At 64.9% G+C, this 18150-nt stretch carries 25 protein-coding genes and 1 riboswitch; of the genes, 15 read left to right on the top strand and 10 right to left on the bottom strand.

The window, feature by feature from the left end; genetic code table 11:
• Nucleotides 1–15: 15 nt before the first annotated feature.
• The 3 genes from ASE49_RS03955 to ASE49_RS03945 all read left to right on the top strand — a co-directional run bounded on the left by ASE49_RS03955 (nucleotide 16) and on the right by ASE49_RS03945 (nucleotide 1976).
• Nucleotides 16–222 carry a hypothetical protein gene (locus tag ASE49_RS03955; RefSeq protein WP_056768824.1) on the top strand — a complete coding sequence of 69 codons (207 nt, stop codon included), beginning with the start codon at nucleotides 16–18 and terminating at the stop codon, nucleotides 220–222.
• A gap of 91 nt (nucleotides 223–313) precedes the next feature.
• Complete coding sequence (locus ASE49_RS03950; RefSeq protein WP_056768823.1) at nucleotides 314–769, top strand: c-type cytochrome; 456 nt, start codon at nucleotides 314–316, stop codon at nucleotides 767–769.
• Between the two features lie 136 nt (nucleotides 770–905).
• Complete coding sequence (locus tag ASE49_RS03945) at nucleotides 906–1976, top strand: DUF3089 domain-containing protein (protein WP_156370095.1); 1071 nt, start codon at nucleotides 906–908, stop codon at nucleotides 1974–1976.
• A 6-nt stretch (nucleotides 1977–1982) separates the two neighbouring features.
• Here the strand turns inward: ASE49_RS03945 and ASE49_RS03940 are convergent, their stop codons facing one another.
• The gene (locus ASE49_RS03940; protein WP_056768876.1) at nucleotides 1983–2654 is read right to left on the bottom strand and encodes a murein L,D-transpeptidase catalytic domain family protein; all 672 of its coding nucleotides are present in this window, start codon (nucleotides 2652–2654) and stop codon (nucleotides 1983–1985) included.
• Between the two features lie 240 nt (nucleotides 2655–2894).
• On the opposite strand from ASE49_RS03940, the gene ASE49_RS03935 reads away from it, so the two are divergent.
• Nucleotides 2895–3416 carry a hypothetical protein gene (locus ASE49_RS03935; RefSeq protein WP_056768821.1) on the top strand — a complete coding sequence of 174 codons (522 nt, stop codon included), beginning with the start codon at nucleotides 2895–2897 and terminating at the stop codon, nucleotides 3414–3416.
• Between the two features lie 9 nt (nucleotides 3417–3425).
• Here the strand turns inward: ASE49_RS03935 and pyk are convergent, their stop codons facing one another.
• Nucleotides 3426–4898 (bottom strand): pyruvate kinase, encoded by a 1473-nt coding sequence (gene pyk / locus ASE49_RS03930; protein WP_056768875.1) that lies wholly within the window; start codon nucleotides 4896–4898, stop codon nucleotides 3426–3428.
• Between the two features lie 106 nt (nucleotides 4899–5004).
• Between pyk and ASE49_RS03925 the strand changes: the two genes are divergently transcribed.
• Nucleotides 5005–5313 carry a DUF1244 domain-containing protein gene (locus ASE49_RS03925; protein WP_056768874.1) on the top strand — a complete coding sequence of 103 codons (309 nt, stop codon included), beginning with the start codon at nucleotides 5005–5007 and terminating at the stop codon, nucleotides 5311–5313.
• Nucleotides 5314–5436: 123 nt separating this feature from the next.
• Complete coding sequence (locus ASE49_RS03920; RefSeq protein ID WP_056768820.1) at nucleotides 5437–5673, top strand: DUF2312 domain-containing protein; 237 nt, start codon at nucleotides 5437–5439, stop codon at nucleotides 5671–5673.
• Between the two features lie 3 nt (nucleotides 5674–5676).
• On the opposite strand, the gene ASE49_RS03915 is transcribed toward ASE49_RS03920, so the two are convergent.
• Nucleotides 5677–6417, bottom strand: coding sequence for a CPBP family glutamic-type intramembrane protease (locus ASE49_RS03915; protein WP_056768819.1), 741 nt, complete (start codon nucleotides 6415–6417; stop codon nucleotides 5677–5679).
• Between the two features lie 164 nt (nucleotides 6418–6581).
• Here ASE49_RS03915 and ASE49_RS03910 point away from each other — a divergent pair, with 164 nt between their 5' ends.
• Genes ASE49_RS03910 through ruvC form a run of 3 tightly spaced genes read left to right on the top strand, consistent with a single transcriptional unit; the run spans nucleotide 6582 to nucleotide 8171 of the window.
• Nucleotides 6582–7346, top strand: coding sequence for a YebC/PmpR family DNA-binding transcriptional regulator (locus ASE49_RS03910; RefSeq protein ID WP_056768818.1), 765 nt, complete (start codon nucleotides 6582–6584; stop codon nucleotides 7344–7346).
• A 1-nt stretch (nucleotide 7347) separates the two neighbouring features.
• Nucleotides 7348–7698, top strand: coding sequence for a DUF3147 family protein (locus ASE49_RS03905; RefSeq protein ID WP_056768817.1), 351 nt, complete (start codon nucleotides 7348–7350; stop codon nucleotides 7696–7698).
• Nucleotides 7695–8171 carry a crossover junction endodeoxyribonuclease RuvC gene (ruvC, locus tag ASE49_RS03900; protein WP_056768816.1) on the top strand — a complete coding sequence of 159 codons (477 nt, stop codon included), beginning with the start codon at nucleotides 7695–7697 and terminating at the stop codon, nucleotides 8169–8171. Before ASE49_RS03905 ends, ruvC begins: the two co-directional genes overlap by 4 nt.
• A gap of 29 nt (nucleotides 8172–8200) precedes the next feature.
• Here the strand turns inward: ruvC and ASE49_RS03895 are convergent, their stop codons facing one another.
• The 4 genes from ASE49_RS03895 to thiC all read right to left on the bottom strand — a co-directional run bounded on the left by ASE49_RS03895 (nucleotide 8201) and on the right by thiC (nucleotide 11978).
• A complete protein-coding gene (locus ASE49_RS03895) occupies nucleotides 8201–8881 on the bottom strand; it encodes a DUF2490 domain-containing protein (protein ID WP_056768815.1) in 681 nt (226 codons plus the stop codon).
• Between the two features lie 98 nt (nucleotides 8882–8979).
• Entirely contained in the window at nucleotides 8980–9726 is a 747-nt protein-coding gene (locus tag ASE49_RS03890; RefSeq protein WP_056768814.1) for a DUF72 domain-containing protein, read from the bottom strand.
• Nucleotides 9723–10016 carry a hypothetical protein gene (locus ASE49_RS03885; protein ID WP_056768813.1) on the bottom strand — a complete coding sequence of 98 codons (294 nt, stop codon included), beginning with the start codon at nucleotides 10014–10016 and terminating at the stop codon, nucleotides 9723–9725. The genes ASE49_RS03890 and ASE49_RS03885 overlap by 4 nt, the downstream gene beginning before the upstream one ends.
• A gap of 87 nt (nucleotides 10017–10103) precedes the next feature.
• The gene (gene thiC, locus ASE49_RS03880; protein WP_056768812.1) at nucleotides 10104–11978 is read right to left on the bottom strand and encodes a phosphomethylpyrimidine synthase ThiC; all 1875 of its coding nucleotides are present in this window, start codon (nucleotides 11976–11978) and stop codon (nucleotides 10104–10106) included.
• Between the two features lie 52 nt (nucleotides 11979–12030).
• Nucleotides 12031–12157: riboswitch (TPP riboswitch) on the bottom strand.
• 41 nt (nucleotides 12158–12198) lie between these two features.
• Here thiC and ASE49_RS03875 point away from each other — a divergent pair.
• Entirely contained in the window at nucleotides 12199–12831 is a 633-nt protein-coding gene (locus tag ASE49_RS03875; RefSeq protein ID WP_056768811.1) for an SOS response-associated peptidase family protein, read from the top strand.
• 41 nt (nucleotides 12832–12872) lie between these two features.
• Here the strand turns inward: ASE49_RS03875 and ASE49_RS03870 are convergent, their stop codons facing one another.
• Nucleotides 12873–13115, bottom strand: a complete 243-nt coding sequence (locus ASE49_RS03870) for a hypothetical protein (protein WP_056768810.1) — start codon at nucleotides 13113–13115, stop codon at nucleotides 12873–12875.
• Between the two features lie 191 nt (nucleotides 13116–13306).
• Here ASE49_RS03870 and ASE49_RS03865 point away from each other — a divergent pair, with 191 nt between their 5' ends.
• From ASE49_RS03865 to ASE49_RS03845, 5 genes are all read left to right on the top strand, one after another.
• Nucleotides 13307–14074 carry an SDR family NAD(P)-dependent oxidoreductase gene (locus tag ASE49_RS03865; RefSeq protein ID WP_056768809.1) on the top strand — a complete coding sequence of 256 codons (768 nt, stop codon included), beginning with the start codon at nucleotides 13307–13309 and terminating at the stop codon, nucleotides 14072–14074.
• Nucleotides 14071–15030 (top strand): glycosidase, encoded by a 960-nt coding sequence (locus tag ASE49_RS03860; RefSeq protein ID WP_156370093.1) that lies wholly within the window; start codon nucleotides 14071–14073, stop codon nucleotides 15028–15030. Before ASE49_RS03865 ends, ASE49_RS03860 begins: the two co-directional genes overlap by 4 nt.
• Before the next feature lie 84 nt (nucleotides 15031–15114).
• The gene (locus tag ASE49_RS03855) at nucleotides 15115–15702 is read left to right on the top strand and encodes a uracil-DNA glycosylase family protein (protein WP_056768872.1); all 588 of its coding nucleotides are present in this window, start codon (nucleotides 15115–15117) and stop codon (nucleotides 15700–15702) included.
• A gap of 84 nt (nucleotides 15703–15786) precedes the next feature.
• The gene (locus ASE49_RS03850) at nucleotides 15787–16242 is read left to right on the top strand and encodes a hypothetical protein (RefSeq protein WP_056768808.1); all 456 of its coding nucleotides are present in this window, start codon (nucleotides 15787–15789) and stop codon (nucleotides 16240–16242) included.
• The gene (locus tag ASE49_RS03845) at nucleotides 16239–16541 is read left to right on the top strand and encodes a transcriptional regulator (protein ID WP_235522830.1); all 303 of its coding nucleotides are present in this window, start codon (nucleotides 16239–16241) and stop codon (nucleotides 16539–16541) included. The genes ASE49_RS03850 and ASE49_RS03845 overlap by 4 nt, the downstream gene beginning before the upstream one ends.
• A gap of 11 nt (nucleotides 16542–16552) precedes the next feature.
• Here ASE49_RS03845 and ASE49_RS03840 read toward each other — a convergent pair whose 3' ends face one another.
• A complete protein-coding gene (locus tag ASE49_RS03840; protein WP_056768807.1) occupies nucleotides 16553–17398 on the bottom strand; it encodes a MipA/OmpV family protein in 846 nt (281 codons plus the stop codon).
• Between the two features lie 147 nt (nucleotides 17399–17545).
• Nucleotides 17546–18091, bottom strand: coding sequence for a GNAT family N-acetyltransferase (locus ASE49_RS03835; RefSeq protein ID WP_056768870.1), 546 nt, complete (start codon nucleotides 18089–18091; stop codon nucleotides 17546–17548).
• Nucleotides 18092–18150: the final 59 nt, after the last annotated feature.

Below are 18150 nucleotides of genomic sequence, written 5' to 3'. Positions count from 1 at the left end.
TGAAGGGACGTCCCTATGATTCGTAATCTCATGACCGCTGTCGCTCTTGCCGGACTAGTTGCTGCGTCGCCCACGCTTGCGGCTTCGTGCAAGGACGCGAAAGGCAAATTCATCAAGTGCTCGACTGCTGCGCCCACAAAGACCGGCGTGGTCAAGGACGCCAAGGGCAAATGCCATATCGCGTCAGGTCCCAAGAAGGGCCAGTTCACCAAGTGCATGTGACCCAGGCGCGGCGCTCGCAGTGACGGGCGCCGCTGCTTGCCGGAAGCCTCTGGTTTCCGATCCGGCATAGCCCTGCTAGCACGGTGGCATCATGCACCGCTCCTTTACTCTGCTTGTTATGTGCGCGGCGCTGTCCGTGTCCGGCTGTGGGCGCGGTAAGACTGACGACCGGGACGCACGTCTGCGCCAGGCCGGACCCAACCCTTCATTTGCCGCCTTGATGCGCGTCGCCAGCGCCGATGCGGGGGCGGCAAAGTTCGGGCAATGCGCCGCGTGTCACACGATCGAGGACGGTGGCATGGACCGTGGCGGCCCTAACCTGTTCGGCGTGTTCAAAAAGCCGTTCGCCACCAACAGCGCCAGCTTCGGCTACACCGCCGCCTTGTCGAAAGCCGGCGGTGTGTGGGATGAAAAGACGCTAAACGCATGGATCGCCGGGCCGTCCGCCTTGGTGCCGGGAACCTCGATGCAATTTGCCGGCGTGTCGGACCCGCTCGACCGGGCGGACATCATCGCCTACCTGCGCCGCCAGCGCCCGGCAAAATAGCCCGGCGGCAAGGTGTTTTTCCGAACAGCGGGCACAGGTGCCCTGCGACCTTTACAGGGAACCTGGCAGGCTCAAAGCAGGGCGCACGAGCCTGTTTGAGGGAGTTACACCCGCCGTGCGCCTTGCCCATACCGCAATGTTACTCCTTGCCCTTGCGGTTGCCGTGCCCAACCCGGTGATAGGCGCGGACGCAGCCCCAACGGTCGCGCAAGCAGCGCCGCCCGCGCCCGATTATGCGAAAAGCGCCAGTTGGGCGGCAAGGCCGGGGCACGAAGGCGCGGCGGTCGCCGTTCCCGCCGGAGCGGTGGCCCGGCAGAACCTGCCGGTCGATGTGTTCTACATCCACCCTACCACCGACACCACGCTCGATCGCTGGAACCAGCCGGTCGCGGATGGGACGGTGAACGCGTGGACCGATGGCAGCGTGATCGGGCGGCAGGCCGCCGCCTTCAACGGGTGCTGCCGGGTGTTTGCGCCGCGTTACCGGCAGGCAACCTCGGGCGCGCAACGGCGGGGCGGCGCGATTCGTGACGATGCTTTCGCGCTGGCCTATGCGGACGTGAAGCGCGCGTTCCGGTACTATCTGGATCATGACAACAAGGGCAGGCCGTTCATTCTGGCAGGGCACAGTCAGGGCGCGGCGCACCTGGAGCGGTTGCTGGACGAGGAGATCGACGGCAAACCGCTGGCCGCCCGGCTGGTCGCCGCCTACGATGTCGGGATCACGTTTCCCGCCGCCAAGTTCGATCGCCCCGGATCGACGCTGACGGTGTGTGACCGGCCCGACAGGACCGGCTGTGTGGTGCACTGGGGCTCTATCCTGGCCAGCGCGGATCTGGGACAGGCAGTGGCCCGGGCGGAAGGATACAATCGCACGATACTGCCCGCTGGCGCCGATCCTGCGATCCTTTGCATCAACCCGCTGACATTTTCGCGCTCGGTCAGCGCGACCTCGCGCTATGCGGCGAAAGGCGCGGTGCCGGGCGCGCCCGATGCAACGCCGCTGCGCGCGATCGTGCCCCATGCGGTTTCGGCACGGTGCGAGCGGGGTTTTCTGGTCGTGGATCCGGACCCGACGCTAGACCTTACGCCGCTGCCGGGTGGCAGCATGCATTATCACGACATCGGACTGTTTTTCGAGGATATCCGCGAAAACGCCATCCTTCGGGCACGCACATGGTTGGCGGCGCACCGGGCGCGGCACTGAGTGCGCTCACGCCCGCGCGGCGTATACCATCCGCCCTTTGCCCAGAAATCCGAATACGTCGTCCAGTTTGTTTTCGCCTACCGCGAAGCAGCCTTGGCTGCGGCCCAGCTTGCCGTGCGCAGCGATCATGTCCTCGTTGGCATACCACGCGCTGTGGATCACGATAGCGCGGCCCAGCGCGTTGTTGTTGGTTGCGTCCAGCCCGACCAAGCGCTGTGAACGGCCATGTTTGCCCACGTAGTAATCGTCCGCCAGGAAAGCGCCCTCGCTCGACGCGTTCGACCCGAAAGCGTTGGAAAACATCTTGAGGAAGCCGGTATGGTCCGGATCGGAACCCGAGCCATGCGCCACGAGCAGACGCGAGGCCTGTCCGCCCTCAACATCCACGAAATGCATCCGCGCTTCCGAGGACGGCGCATTGAAATCGACGATGGCGATGCGGTCGCGCGCCGTGATCGTGCCGGCGTGCCGGTCAAGCGCCGCCAAGGCCTTCTTCAAAAGCCGGGGCTCAATCGCGGCGCGGGTGAATTGCGGTGCGCTATGAGGCATCGCTGTGCGGGTGCGGATCGAGGGTTCCAGCAGCGGCCTGGACGACGACCCGGCCAGCGCGCCGACCGCAATCGCCGCGCCGGAAAACATCAGGCTTCGCCGGGTGGATGCCAGGGTAAGATCGGTCATGCTTTTGAAATGGGTATAGCGCGCTGAAATCAAAAGGTATTTCACCATTTTCGTGGCGTGTTCAGTTCCGAACGCTCGCAAATAAAGTCAGCATTTACCGTCACTTGCCCGGTCGCATCGGTTGCGAGCCGTTGCTGATTTGCGGCAGGATGCACGCCTGGTCATTGCGTTAAATCCGCTCGACCGTTCGACCAGCGCCGATTAGGCCTTTGTTTCAGGATCGAGAGCAGGGTGACGGCGATGGGTGCGTGGGGCGCGATGATCATGGGATTTTTCGGCGCGGTGTTCGTGGCCGTCACCATGGCGTGGGAGTGGCACTTGACCGGCCCTGTGCTCGCCCTGCCGTTCACAGGCTTTGCGGTCATCGCGCTGCTGGCGATCCGCGTCGTGCGCATGCCGGGGACGGGTGTGGCGCTATCGGCACGGGCCGGCAAGGTGATCGCCTGGAGCAGCACTGCCGAAGGCATCGGCATCGCGCTGGCCGTGAACGTGGCGGTCAACCTGCACCGCCCGGAATGGCGCTTGCCGGCGATGGCGCTGGTGGTGGGTCTGCACTTTCCGCCGATCGCCTACGCCGCGGCGTTCCGCCCGTTCCTGGTGCTTGGCATCGCCCTTATCGCGGCTGCGCTGATCGGGTTTGCCGCTGGCGTGCCTTATGGCGGCGTGATCGCCGGGATCGCTGCCGCGGCCAGCCTGTGGACCGCTTCCGCGATGGCTATCTCGCGGGACCGCCGGACCCGCGTGCACGCCATCGCCGTTTGATCGCGGCGCCTATCGAGGCGTCTCTAACTCGTTGCCGGTCAGCGTCACGATGTGCAGCAGGTTGGTGGAGCCGGGCACGCCGAACGGCACGCCGGCCAGCGTGACGAGGCGCGAGCCTGCCGCGCCGAAGCCGTGACGCAGCGCCATGCGCTTGCCCTTGGCGATCATCTCCTCAAAGCTGCCGATGTCCTTGGTGACCACCGAATGTGCACCCCACAGCAGCGAGAGCCGGCGCGCTGTGTGCGGCGAGGGGGTCAGCACCAGCATCGGCGCGGCTGGCCGTTCGCGCGCCACCCGCCGGGCCGAGATACCCGAACCGGTGAACACCACGATGCCCTCGATCGTCAAGGTGTCGGCAATCGTGGCGCACGAAGCCGAGAGCGCGTCGGCGCTGGTGGCGTCGGGCGGGGTTTGCGCGATGTGAATGCGCTGGCGATACGTGGCGTCGCTTTCCACGCGCGTGGCGATGCGGTCCATGATCGTCACCGCCTCAACCGGCCACTGGCCCGCCGCCGTTTCCGCCGACAGCATCACCGCGTCCGCCCCGTCGTACACCGCATTGGCGACGTCGGACACCTCGGCGCGGGTGGGCGAGGGGCTGGTGATCATCGATTCCAGCATCTGCGTGGCCACCACCACTGGCTTGCCCTGGTTGCGGGTCTTTTCAACGATGTGCTTCTGGATCGCGGGCACTTCTTCGGGCAGCAGTTCGACGCCAAGATCGCCGCGCGCGACCATGATGCCGTCGGACAGCTCAATGATTTCGTCAAGGCTTTCCACCGCCGCCGGCTTTTCGATCTTGGCCATGATCGCGCCGTGGCCGCCGGTAAGCCGCCTGGCCTCCGCCACGTCTTCAGGCCGCTGGACGAACGACAGGCCGATCCAGTCCGCCCCGTGCTTCACCGCGAACGCCAGGTCGCGGCGGTCCTTGTCGGTGAGCGCGGGGACCGGCACGATGGCGTCGGGCACGTTCACGCCCTTGCGGTCGGAAATCGGCCCGCCCACTTCGGCGCTGCACAGTATGGAATCAGGTTCCGCGCGGATCACCACCAGCCGCAGCTTGCCGTCATCGACCAGCAGGCGCTGGCCTTTCTGCAGCACGCCGAACAGTTCGGGATGGGGCAGACATACGCGCTCGTCGTTGCCGGGCGCGGGATTGCGGTCCAGCGTGAAATGCGCGCCGTGGCGCAGGAACGCCTTGCCGCCTTCGAACGTGCCGACCCGCAGCTTGGGGCCCTGCAGGTCGCACAGGATCGCGATCGGCCGGCCAAGGTCCTTTTCCACCGCGCGGATGTTGGCGATGGTTTGCGCGTGCGTTTCATGATCGCCATGGCTCATGTTGACTCGGAACGCGTCCGCGCCGGCCCGCAGCAGCTTGGCGATCATGTCCTGATCGCGGCTGGCCGGACCAAGCGTTGCCAGGATCTTCACCTTGCGCTGGCGCTTGATGCCGCGATGGTGGGGCGAACGGCGGTAGGGCATCGTGCCCGAAGGAATGGTGTTGACCAAGATTGTTCTTCTGCCTCTTTCGGGAATGGGCGCCCATATGCCAAAGGCGGTCATACAAACCAAGGATGATTGGCATACCATGAACGAACAAGCCCGTATCGACCAGCTTGATGACAAAATCGCGGCGGCGGCGTTCCGCCGGCTGGTCCGTCATCTGCAGCACCGCCACGATGCGCAGAACATCGACCTGATGGGCCTCGCCGGCTTTTGCCGCAATTGCCTGGCGGACTGGATCCTCGATGCCGGATTCGAAGGCGACAAGGCGCAGGCCCGCGCGCTGATCCACGGCATGCCGGCAGACGAATGGAAGACCACCCGCCAAAGCGCGGCCACGCCCGAGCAGCTGGCGCGCATGGAGCAAAGCGTGAAGAAGAACGCGCCGGAATAAACGGCGCAAAAATTAAGCGCCGCCCGCGATTTTCCACAGGGCTGCGCTTTGCCTGAATTGTCCGGCCTCGCTATCAGCCCGGCCAACCGATTCTACCTGCCTTATTGCGGAGCACGAAACCTCATGGCCGAAAACACCGACGATCGCCTGCGTCTGCTGATCGAGCGCGTCGAGCGCCTGGAAGAGGAAAAGAAGGGCATTTCGGACGATATCCGCGACGTTTACAACGAAGCCAAGGCGGTGGGCTACGATGTCAAGATCATGCGCCAGATCGTCCGCATCCGTAAGATGAAGCCTGACGATCGCCGCGAAATGGACATGCTGCTCGATACCTACAAGTCGGCGCTGGGCATCGACTGACGGCTATCCGCCGGCGGCCGCCAGGGCCATGCTGGCGGCGTTGGCGGCGGCGTGCTGGAGCATCGCGGCCGGCAGTCCCAGGCGCTGGCGCGTGAAGCCCAGTAGGAGCGCGGCCCATAATTGTGGCAGCACCATCGGCAGCGATAGCCAGGTGGTGGCCGGATAGTTCATCAGGTGAAAGCCGGCGAACGTTAGCGCCACCAGCCAGAACGTTGCCGGGTAGGCGTGCCGGTACAGCATGCGCGTGGGGCGCTTGCGCAGCCAAAGCCAGCCGCCAAGCGCCAGCACGATCAATGCTGCCAGCGCGCCCGCAGCGCCTTTGGGGGCGAGGTCGCCCGCCTTGGCGAGCAGGATCACCAAGGCGGCGAAGCAGGCCAGCAGCCACAACGCGCGCGGGCGGCCCCTCTGCCAGCCGCGAAAGATCATCTCTTCCAGCACCGGGGCGATCAGGATGGTAATCGGCAGTAGCCACCCGTCCGGCAGCTTGCCGAAAGCGTCGGGCATCGGCAGCGCGAACTGGCGCTGCCACAGCGCGATCACAGGCAGGATCACCAGCAGCATGCCCGCCAGATGGACCAGTAGCAGCACGCAAAGCGCGCGCCACGCCGCGCGCGTGCGCAGCCCGCTTGGTGTCAGCACGGCGGGACGCCTCAAAAAGCCCAGCCATTCGCGCAGGACCACGCGGGGCGAGGGGGCGAGCGTTGCGGCGTCGCCGGCGGCGAGGGGTGCGGTTTCGGGCGTCATCACGCAGTCTTACCCGTGCCTTTCTTGCCAATCCGTTGCGAGGCTTTCGCGCGCAATAGTTGCCCTTGGGGGCGGGGGTGTTGTAAGGGCGCGCCACTTCCTTCACCGAGACCCACGCCGTTCCCGACAGGGGCGGGCGCCGGGCAGGCAAACGAGCGGACCCCATGGCAGGCCATTCCAAGTTCAAGAACATCATGCATCGCAAGGGTGCGCAGGACAAAAAGCGCTCGGCGCAGTTCAGCAAGCTTTCGCGCGAAATCACCGTTGCGGCGAAGATGGGCATGCCCGATCCTGACATGAACCCGCGCCTGCGCGCCGCCGTCAACGCCGCCAAGGCGCAGTCGATGCCCAAGGACAACATCCAGCGCGCGATCGACAAGGCCAGCAAGGGCGATGCCGAAAACTACGAGGAAGTGCGCTACGAAGGGTATGGCCCCAGCGGCGTGGCCATCATCGTCGAGGCGCTGACCGACAACCGCAACCGCACCGCCACCAACGTGCGCACCGCGTTTGCCAAGAACGGGGGCAATCTGGGCGCATCGGGGGCGGTGAGCCACGGTTTCGAGCGGCTGGGCCTGATCGAATACCCTGCCAGCGTGGGTGACGAAGACAAGGTTCTCGAAGCCGCGATCGAGGCCGGCGCGGAGGACGTGCAGAGCGACATGGGCGATGGTGACGAGAATCCGGGAGGCCACCAGATCTGGGTTTCCGTGGATGCACTGCACGAAGTGGCGCGCGAACTGGAAAAGACGCTGGGCGAGGCGGAAGGCGTCAAGCTGGCGTGGAAGCCCAACCTTACCGTCGATGTCGATGCGGACACCGTAGGCACGCTGATGAAGCTGGTCGATACCCTTGAAGAGGACGACGACGTGCAGACGGTGTGGGGCAATTACGAAATCTCCGACGAAGTCATGGAGACGCTGGGCTGACATGATCGCGCTGATCGCCCGTGCGTTGCTGTCAGGGGCGATGATCGTGGCGATCGCCGAAGTGGGCAAGCGCCTCCCTGCAATGGGGGCGCTGATAGCCTCGCTGCCGCTGGTGTCGGTTCTGGGCATGATCCTGCTATGGCAGGCACGGCCTGACGCGCAGAACATGGCGGTGCATGCGCAGGCCACGTTCTGGTACGTGCTGCCGTCGTTGCCGATGTTCCTGCTGATCCCGTTCGCATTGCGCCACGGGCTGGGTTTCTGGCCGTCGCTGGGGCTGGGGTGCCTGCTGACGGTATGCCTGTACCTGGCGATGGTCCAAATCGGACAGTGCATGGGACTGTCGATGTGATCATAATTGGACTTGATCCGGGGCTCACCTGCACCGGTTGGGGGGTGGTGGCGAAAAGCGGCAGTCGGCTGAGCCATGTGGCGAACGGGCAGATCCGCACGGACGCCAAGGCGGGCATGGCGCAGCGTCTGGTCGAACTGGACGCGGCGCTCACCGACGTGATCCTGCATCATCGCCCGGACAGCGGCGCGGTGGAGGAAGTGTTCGTCAACGTGAATCCGCAATCTACCCTCAAGCTGGGTCAGGCCCGCGGCGTGGCGATGCTCAGCCTGGCGCGCGCGGGAATGCCGGTGGCGGAATATTCCACCAAGCTGGTGAAAAAGGCCATCGTGGGCACCGGCGGGGCGGACAAGAAGCAGATCCAGGCGATGCTGAAGGTTCTGCTTCCCGGCGTAAAGCTGGCAGGAGAGGATGCCGCCGATGCGCTGGCGGTGGCGATCACCCATGCCAACATGCTGGGAAGCCATCGGTAGGTCGTTGTGGGTCTAGTTGCCCAAAGGTCTCAAAAATTGAAGCCCAGAGACACCGACGCCACGTGATCGTTGCTGTCGGTCGCATCCGGCACGAAGCCGTGCTGGTTCAGATACCCGAACTCCGCATTCACGTTCTTCGCCAGCGGCGTGGTGACGGCAATGGCGTTGCGCATCCGCTCCTCTCCCCGCACGCGCTGGAAGTTCGTCTTGTTCAGGTCGATGAAGCTTTCGTGGCTGAAGACGAGCGCGGTCTTGCTGCCCCGGCGCAATGGGAGGACATACTTCACGTAAGGCCGCACACGGTACGCGACGCCGCTGATGCCTTCGCGCCAGCGCTCCTCCATCCGCAGGCGCGCGCTGAGCTGCCCCGGCCCGATCTTGAGGATGTTGTCCAGCGTCACCTGCTGTCGTCCGCGGTGCTCCATCACGGCGAAGCGTCCGCCGTTGTAGTTCGGATCGTGCGTATAGCCTGCCCATACCGTGATCTTGTCGGCAACCTTGTACCCGATCAGCGAATTCATCTCGACTTCGTACAATCCGTCACGATCGTCGCTGAAGCGGGTGATGACTTCCTGCGAAAAGCGCCATTTGTCGGACAGCTTTACCGTGGCAGTGCTGGCGATCCAGATCTGTTCGTCATCGGATGCGCACGCCGGCGCAGCCGCTGAAACAGCGACCAGTGCGCCAACTCCGCTCAGAAAAATGCGCATGAAAACCCCTCGATTTGCAGGCGCGCAATATGTCGGAACTGTGACGTTTTAATGACTTTGGTTTGACATAGGCAAAATGAGACTTCGCCGCCTTCGCGCTACCCGCCCAGAGCGTCAATCAAAGCCATCGCCGCATGCGGCGCGCGTTCCTTTGCGCCGTTGATGTAGAAGGCAAGCACGTCCTTGCCCTCGCTTGCCCAACCTTTGGCACGCCTGGCGAACGCGGTTATTTCATCGGCGGGGTAACCTTGCGGCAAATCGGACCGGGCGTTCTGGAGGCGGGCGTAAACGAAGGGGGCGCTGGTGTCCGCGAACGCGGGGTACTTGGGCGAATCGGCCACCACGAGGGCGACGCCGGCCTTGGCGCACTGGGCGAAGAAGGCCGGATCGTCGAAACTGGCGTGGCGCGGTTCGATCGCGTGGCGCAGGGCGATGCCTTCGTGGCTATCGGGCAGCAGCGTCAAAAAAGCCGCGATTTCGTCGGCCTCGAACTTTTTCGTGGCGGCTAACTGCCAATTGATCGGGCCGAGTTTGTCGCCCAGTTCAACCAGCCCCTGGGCCAGGAAATTGCCGACGCTCTCACCCGCTTCGGCCAAGTTTTTGCGGTTCGTGCAGTAGCGCGAGCCTTTCAGCGCGAACACGAATCCGTCCGGCACCGCGTCGCGCCATTTGGCGAAGCTGGCCGGGCTCTGGCGGCGATAGAACGTGGCGTTGATTTCGGTAGCGGTCAGGTGTTCGCCCACATAACCGAGTTCGCGCGCATGGGGCAGGCCTTCGGGGTAGAACGTGCCGCGCCAGTCCGGGTAGGTCCACCCGCCGATCCCCACATGAATGCGTGCGCTCATCCCTTGGTTTTCGACAGGCGCCGGCGATTGGCCCGCACCCGCTTGCGGTAATGGCGCACCGCCTTGTGGGCGCTTTGTTCAGGGGTGGTGAGGCCGCTGGTGGCCAGCATCACCGCCAGTTCGGCACCGGCCTGCATCTTTTCGCTGACCATCAGAAGGTTTTCCTGCGCGCTGCCCTTGCCGGTCATCAGGTCTGCGGTGCGCATGCCCATGACCACCATCGATTCGGCCCACAGCGCATAGCCATCGTTGGCCAGCCTCATCCAGTCGGCAGCAGGATTACGCAGCATTCCGGTGTTTCCCTTGAGAGTCGGTTGACCCATAACCGACCGAACGCCCGGCGTCCCGTGTTGATCCGGGAAGCCGGGCTTTGTGGGTCAATCGTGTTCGCGGTCGCCCGCGCCCATGTACAGTTCGCTGCCGGTGTCCTTGAACACCTGGCTCATCTGCGCCATCCCGGCCTCCGCGTCCTCTGCGGCGAGGAACTGGGTGCTGGGCTGGTTCTGCTTGGCGGCGAAATCGCGCACTTCCTGGCTGATCTTCATCGAGCAGAATTTCGGCCCGCACATGGAGCAGAAGTGCGCGGACTTGGCGCCCTCGGCGGGCAGGGTCTGGTCGTGGTACAGCTCCGCCGTATCGGGATCGAGGCTGAGGTTGAACTGGTCGCGCCAGCGAAACTCGAAGCGCGCTTTCGACAAGGCATCGTCGCGCACTTGCGCTGCCGGATGGCCCTTGGCCAGATCGGCGGCATGGGCGGCCAGCTTGTAAGTGACGACGCCGACCTTCACATCGTCGCGGTCGGGCAGGCCAAGGTGCTCCTTGGGGGTCACGTAGCAAAGCATCGCGGTGCCGTACCAGCCGATCTGCGCCGCGCCGATGCCGCTGGTGATATGGTCGTAACCGGGCGCGATGTCGGTGGTGAGCGGGCCCAAGGTGTAGAACGGCGCTTCGCCGCACGCCTCGAGCTGCTTTTCCATGTTCTCCTTGATCTTGTGCATCGGCACGTGGCCGGGCCCTTCGATCATCACCTGGACGTCCTGCGCCCAGGCCCGCTTGGTCAATTCGCCTAGGGTGTAGAGTTCGGCGAACTGCGCCTCGTCGTTGGCATCGTAGATCGAGCCGGGCCGCAGTCCGTCGCCCAGCGAATAGGCCACGTCGTAGGCCTTCATGATCTCGGTGATCTCGTCGAACCGCTCGTACAGGAAGCTTTCCTTGTGATGCGCCAGGCACCACTTGGCCATGATCGAGCCGCCACGGCTGACGATGCCGGTCATGCGCTTGGCCGCCAGTGGCACGTAAGGCAGGCGCACGCCGGCGTGGATCGTGAAATAGTCCACGCCCTGTTCGGCCTGCTCGATCAGCGTGTCGGCGAAGATTTCCCAAGTCAGATCCTCGGCCACGCCGCCGACCTTTTCCAACGCCTGATAGATCGGCACGGTGCCGATAGGCACGGGGGAGTTGCGGATGATCCATTCGCGGGTGTCGTGGATGTTGCGCCCGGTGGACAAGTCCATCACCGTGTCGGCGCCCCAGCGGATCGACCAGACCATCTTGTCCACTTCGGACGCGACATCGGATGCTACGGCGGAGTTGCCGATGTTGGCGTTGATCTTGACCAGGAAGTTGCGGCCGATCGCCATCGGCTCGGCTTCGGGGTGGTTGACGTTGCTGGGGATGATCGCCCGGCCGCGCGCCACTTCGTCGCGTACGAATTCAGCCGTTACGTAATCGGGAATGGACGCGCCGAAGCTTTCGCCCGAGCGGTTGTAGTGCGCCAGCTTGGCCCGGCCCAAGTTCTCGCGCTCGGCCACGTATTCCATTTCCGGCGTGATGATGCCGCGACGGGCATAATGCATCTGCGACAGGTTTTGGCCGGCCTTGGCGCGCAGCGGGCGGCGCAGGGCGGTGGGGAACGGGGGCACGCCGCCCGAACGATCGGGGCCGAGCTGGCCGTTGTCCTCCGGCTTCACTTCGCGGGGCGCGTATTCCTCCACGTCGCCGCGCGCCAGCTGCCATTCGCGGCGCAGAGGGGGCAGGCCGGCGGCAATGTCGATCACCGCATCAGGATCGGTGTAGGGGCCGGAGGTGTCGTACACGCGCACCGGCGGTTCGCCGCTGCTGGGCTCAAGGTAGATCTCGCGCATGGCGACGCGCACGTTCGGATTGGCCTGGGCGGGGACGTAGATCTTCTTGGATCCACGGATCGGCCCGGTGGTGACGCCGATTTCCATTTTGGCGTTGATGTCTGCCATGATCGCTTCTCTCCTGGGCGGACGAGAAAGGCGGATTGCCGGCCTGTGGTTTCCTGGCGCAGCCTCCACTCCCTCCGCCCGTATTAACGGGTTCAGGTTCGACGGGTCGTGTGGAGCATACCCACACCTCTCAGCCCAGAATCCGTGAAAGGACGCTGCTGGCTCCCCGGGGTACACGGATCATAGACGTGCCTGCGGTCCCGGTCTAGAGCCTTGATCCATGCCCATACTCTATCGCCTGGATGCGCCCGCGCAGGCGGTTGCGCGCTGTTTCGGGGCCGAGGCGGGGCGCGATCCATGGGAGGGTGGCCACGTGGCGCCCGGCCAGTTCGCGCCGGTGATCACTGCCGGGCGCGAAGCGATCGCCGGGCCACGCCCGCAGCATCGAACGCCAAGCCGGATGATCCCGCGTCTGTGGGGCGTGCCGCCGCCACCCTCGGTTCAGGCCGGGCCGCGCGGCGGCATACTGACCGTGCGCAATCTCGACAGTCCGTTCTGGATCGGCAACTTGCGCAACAGCGAGTTTCGCTGCCTCGTGCCCGCCAGCGCGTTCATGGCCTGGGGCCGGGCGTCTCCGACCGACGGCAAGCGGCGGCAATGCTGGTTTGCCTGTGCGGATCAGCCGGTTTTTGCGATGGCGGCCGTATGGAAGGATAGCGAAGTGCCCTCTTTCGCGCTGCTGACGTGCGCGGCGAACGCGGCGTTGCGGGCAGAGGGGCGCGATACGATGCCGGTTATTCTGCCACCTGATCAGGCCGCGCAAGACCTGTGGCTGCGCGGCGGCTGGGATCGCGCCAAAGCGCTTGTGGCGCCGTATTCGTCGTCACTGATGCAGATGCGAGCGTTGGCTTGATAGGAAAATGCCCCGGCCTTTCGACCGGGGCATAGTATGATTTAGCGGCAGACGCGCACGCGGCGGTGGTGGCGCCAGATGGTTTCGCAACGGTTATGACGGCGCGCCCAGCGGCGCCGATCGTGACGGCGCTCATCGCGGCGGATCTCATGCCGGATTTCCGCACGGCGTTCGGCCCGGCGCTCCATGCGGTGGTCGCCGTAGGGCTGGGCCGTCGCTGCGGTGGTCATGCCAAGCGAGCCTGCGAGAAGCGCGGCTGCTATGGAAAGCTTGAAAATTCGCATGGGTTTCTCCTGAGTGATGCCGCTGCAACGCCGAGCTGCGCCGTTTGCTGCAACGTTGCTGATAGATTTCGACCATCTGCCCGATGCCTGAGCCACGCTGAATGGGGCGCAACAAGGTATAGCGGGCAACCACCCGGACCCAAACGGCGCGCAGTTCGTTCGTCCGCCTGACACTTCAAGGAATACCAGGAATGACAGGCCGGACAGTGATCGTGACGGGCGCGGAATCGGGCATCGGCGCGGCGTGCGCGAAGGCGTTTGGCGAACAGCGCGCGCGCGTGGCGGTTCTGTATTTTGCGGATAGCGCGGCGGCCGAGGCATCGGCGGCGGCAGTGCGGGCCGGTGGCGGCGAGGCCATCACGGTGCAAGCCCATGTGGATGACGAAGGCGCGGTGGATGCCGCGTTCGCCGAGGTCGAAAGCCAGTGGGGGCCGGCAGATGTGCTGATCAACTCTGCCGGGCTCAACATGTCAGGCGTCACCGTGCGCGCCATGACGCTGGCGCAATGGCGCCGCTTGCTGGACACCGATCTGACCGGTGCGTTCCTGACCTCGCGCCGGTTCCTGACCGGGCGCGGCGAGGCGGTGGGCGATGCCGCGATCATCCACATCTCGTCCATCCATGCTTATGCGGTGCGTGCCGGCGGGGCGGACTATTGCGCCGCCAAGGGCGGGCTCAGCAACCTCGTGGAGACGATGGCGATCGAGGAAGCGCCGCGCGGTATCCGGGTGAACGCGATCGAGCCGGGTATGATCCTGACCCCGATGAACGCACGCGCGCAACGCGATGCTCAGTATCGCCAGAGCCTGGAGCACAACATCCCGATGGGCCGCGCGGGCGATCCGGCGGAAGTGGCGGACCTTGCGGTGTTCCTGGCTTCTGACAAGGCGCGCTACATCACCGGCGCGCGGGTGGTGATCGATGGCGGGCTTTCCTTGATGCAGGCGATCGGCGCATGATGGGGGCCGACACCACCAGCGCCGACCCGCACCGCAAGGATGTGGTAGCCAGCAACGACCTGGCGCTGGATTTCAACGTCAAGCGGATCGAGGCCGTCACTCTGGAGGGACCGGGGCCGCTGATGGCGCGCGATCTGATGAGCCCCTACATCTGGCGCGAGCGCGATGGCCGCTGGGGCATCATGGTGCGCGCGGTGACGCGACCCGGAGAGCCGGTGACCGATACCGGCGTGATCTGGGCCGGATGGAGCCCGGACGGGCGCCATTTCACCATGCTGGACGAACCGTCGATCGTGCCGGGCCCGGGCGATCACGATGCCGGCGGGGTGGAAGACCCCACAGTCGTCGTGCGCGATGACGGCAGCTACGTCGTCTACTATTCGGGCGTTCTGGCCGATCACGCGCATGGCGAGTTGTCTTACGCGACTGGCCCGGCGCTGGACAAGCTGACCAAGAGCGGGGTCGCGCTCGCGTCCTCGAAGTCGGAAGGCAATACCAAGGAAGCGACGATCGACCGGACGCAGGACGGGCGCTGGCGGCTGTTCTACGAATATGCGGCGGACGAGGCATCGCGGGTCGGGCTTGCGATCGGCGCGGATGTGGCCGGGCCATGGACCGAGCAGCCCACCCCCTTCGTGCCGCGCACTGACAGCTGGGACGACTGGCACTTGTCCACCGGCCCGCTGTTGACCCAGGACAAGGCCACACCGGTGATGTTCTACAACGGCGCCACCCGCGATGCGCGCTGGCGGATCGGCTGGATCGCGTTCAATGCCGATTACACCAGCGTGGTCGCGCGCGGCATCGAACCGCTGATCACGCCGCCGCCGGTAGACGATCGTACCGCCACCGACATTGCCTTTGCCGCGTCCGTCGTGGTCGATGACGGGGTGATCTGGCTGTATTATTCGCTTGAGGACCGCCGGCTGGCGAGGGCGCTGATCCGGCGCAGTTGACGGGCCACGCGCGCTATCGGGGCGCAAACGTGGGTAAGGCTTTGCCTTGCGGGCGGGATACGGTGACGCCATCTGCGCGTGTATATGGCGTGTTCCCTTAATACCCTGCTGGCCGACATTCGCGACTGCCGGTTGTGCGAAGCCCCGCTGGGCTTCGCACCGCGCCCGTTCGTTGCCGCGAGCGCGACCGCGCGGCTACTGATCATCGGGCAGGCGCCGGGCAGCAAGGTCCACGCCAGCGGCATCGGCTGGGACGACGATAGCGGCGATCGCCTGCGCAGCTGGCTGGGCCTGGACAAGGCGGCATTCTATGATGTGAGCAAGGTGGCGCAGATGCCCTCGGGCTTTTGCTATCCGGGTAAGGCCAGCGGCGGGGACAAGCCGCCGCGCCCGGAATGCGCGCCGCGCTGGCATGCGCCGCTGTTGGCCGCGATGCCGCAGATGCAGCTCACCCTGCTGGTCGGGCAGTATGCGCAAAAACGGTATCTCCCGCGCAGCTTCGCACCGAACCTGACCGAGGCAGTGCGCCAGTGGCGCGTGGCACCGGCAGGCCTGTTCCCCTTGCCGCACCCCGCTTGGCGCAGCCGGCTGTGGATGCAAAAGCACCCCTGGTTCGAAGCAGATGTGGTGCCCGCGCTTCGCGAACGGGTGAGGCAGGCGCTGGCCGCATGACTTTCCAAGGTGGAAAGTTTATACTTGCCAATATGGAAAGTTATGCTTAGCTCTTTCCAATCTGGAAAGTGAGTGGAGACGGCAATGGATAAGCAGGAAGCGCGTGCAGCCCTGGCGGCGGCACAAGGGGCAGCCGATGGTCTGGCGCAGGTGTCGGAAGCGGCCTGCCCGCCGTGGCGGCACGCCGCGTTCGGTGTCGTCATGGCGATGATGGTGCTGGCGGCGGGTATGCCGTTGCCGATCTACGCCGCGCTGTTCGTCCTGGCGATGGGGGGCGTGGCGGCGTTGGCGGCCTGGGATCGCCGGCGCACCGGCGTGTTCGTCAACGGTTTCCGGCGCGGGCCGACACTGCCGGTATCGCTCGCGTTGCTGGGCGGGATGCTGGCGCTGGTGTTCGCGCAAGTGCACGTCAGGGAAAACGGCCTGGGTATCGTGCCCAGCCTGGGCCTGGCAGGGGGTGCGTTCGTGCTGGCATGCGGCGCCAGCATCGTGTTCCAGCGCATCTACCTGCGCGAATTGCGTAAGGGTTTGCGGCCGTGAGTGCGGGTGCGATCGACATGGTGCTGCATCCTCCCGCCCGGCTGCAGGTCGCCGCCGTGCTGGCGCGAACCTCCAAGGCGGAGTTCGCGCGCTTGAGAGAGATTACGCAAGTGTCGGACTCGGTGCTGTCAAAGCACTTGTCGGCGCTGGTGGACGCCGGCTATGTAAAGCTGACCAAGGGCGCGCTGGATGGCCGGCAGCGCACCTGGGCCACTTTCACTGCCGCCGGACACAAGGCCTTTGCCGCCCATGTCAGGGCGCTGCAGGCGATCGTCGCGGCGGCGGATGAAACTATCTGAATGCGAAAGGTTCAGAAGGTGTAGGCGATACCTGCGCCGAAGATCCACTGGTTGGCATCACCCCGGATCGAAGTGAACGGCGTGTCCTTGGCGGAATTGAGCATGCGCGAATAGTTCGCCACGCCAAATACCGACATTCCGCCATCGCGCACATCGCCCGACAGGTCGTAGGACATGAGCAGCGACGTGTTGACGCTGTCCCACCCGCTCTTCCCGTTATACGTAGGCAGGCCGCTGGCGGCGCTTTGCAGCGGCGTGACCGAGTAATAATAGCGCGCGAACTTGCCGTCGACGTGCCGCGCGCTGACCGCTGCCACGGCGATGATGGCCTTGCTCAGCGGCGTCGTGTAGCTGACCGCCGGATTGACGGTCATGCCCTTGTACGCGTTGGCGACGTCCCACTTGGTATCGGCGGACAGCGTCAGCGCATCGTAAGGATTGAGCAGGTGGTATGCAGTGACGCCCGCAGTGAAGCCAACCTCTACGGCGGGGTTTAGCTTACCGGCGGCGGCGACCACCGGGTCCTTGATGCGGCGTGCGCGGTTGCCGGAATAGGTGACGACCGGGCCAAGCGAGAAGCCGATGCCCGAATCGCGGTTATCGGGAATGAAGTCCAGCGCCACGCCGGCCACGCGCGCGTTGATATCAACGCCCTTGAACTTGCCGCGAACCAGCGGCACCGGCGTAAGCACGTAATCGTCCGAACCGCGATAGCTGGGCACGTAGGCCGCCCCAATGCCGACTGTCAGATTGTCGCCATCCAGGATATTTTTCTCGGGCGCATCCTGCGCAAATGCTGGAACGACAGCCAAAAAAGTCGCGGACGCGAGCAGACCGATAGCAAGGCGTGAAAACATGAAAAACCCCTGATGAACCTGGGGGCGAAAATGCGTGTATCCCGTTCTGGTTGCATTCTACCAAAGCGGGTAGTGCTTGTGTTGCGCGATTACTGGACTTGCGTGCCTTTTTTGTGACACCTTAAATCAGGCGCAAATGCCGACGATTTATGCGCAGTTTTTCTGTTCAGGCAGGGTATCGGAGCCTTCGCCCAGCTTGCGTTGCATCAGGAACACGTCAATCCACTGGCCGTGCTTCCATCCCGCGCCGGCAAGCGTCCCCACCGGCAGGAAGCCGGCCCGGGCGTGCAGGATTACCGAAGCCGGTTCGGACGCCGCGATGACCGCGAAGGCCTGACGGAAGCCGCGCGTCTCGCATTCAGTGAGCAGCGCTTGCAGCAGGCGGCTGCCGATGCCCCGGCCCACGCTATCGGGATGCACGTAGATCGTGGTTTCCACGCTGTAGCGATAGCCGATGCGCGGTCCGTAGCGCTGGGCAAAGCCGAACGCGACGATGCGGCCCGTGTCGTCACGCGTCACCAGATAAGGGTAACCCGCGGCGGTCAGTTCACCAAGCCGGCGCGCGATCTCGGCGTCGTCCGGCGGGTCGGATTCGAACGTCGCGGTGCTTTCCAGCACATAGTGCGCGTAGATGCCGGCGATCTGCGCCGCATCCCCTAACGCGGCGTCGCCAATGGTGAGTTGCCCTGTCATCGTCACAAGCATGCAGCAAACTGCGCGCGCTGCCAAGTTGCGGCAATCGCGCGCAGCGC

The organism is Novosphingobium sp. Leaf2, from assembly GCF_001421325.1.
Classification (GTDB): domain Bacteria; phylum Pseudomonadota; class Alphaproteobacteria; order Sphingomonadales; family Sphingomonadaceae; genus Novosphingobium.
This window is presented reverse-complemented; position numbering and strand designations above follow the sequence as displayed.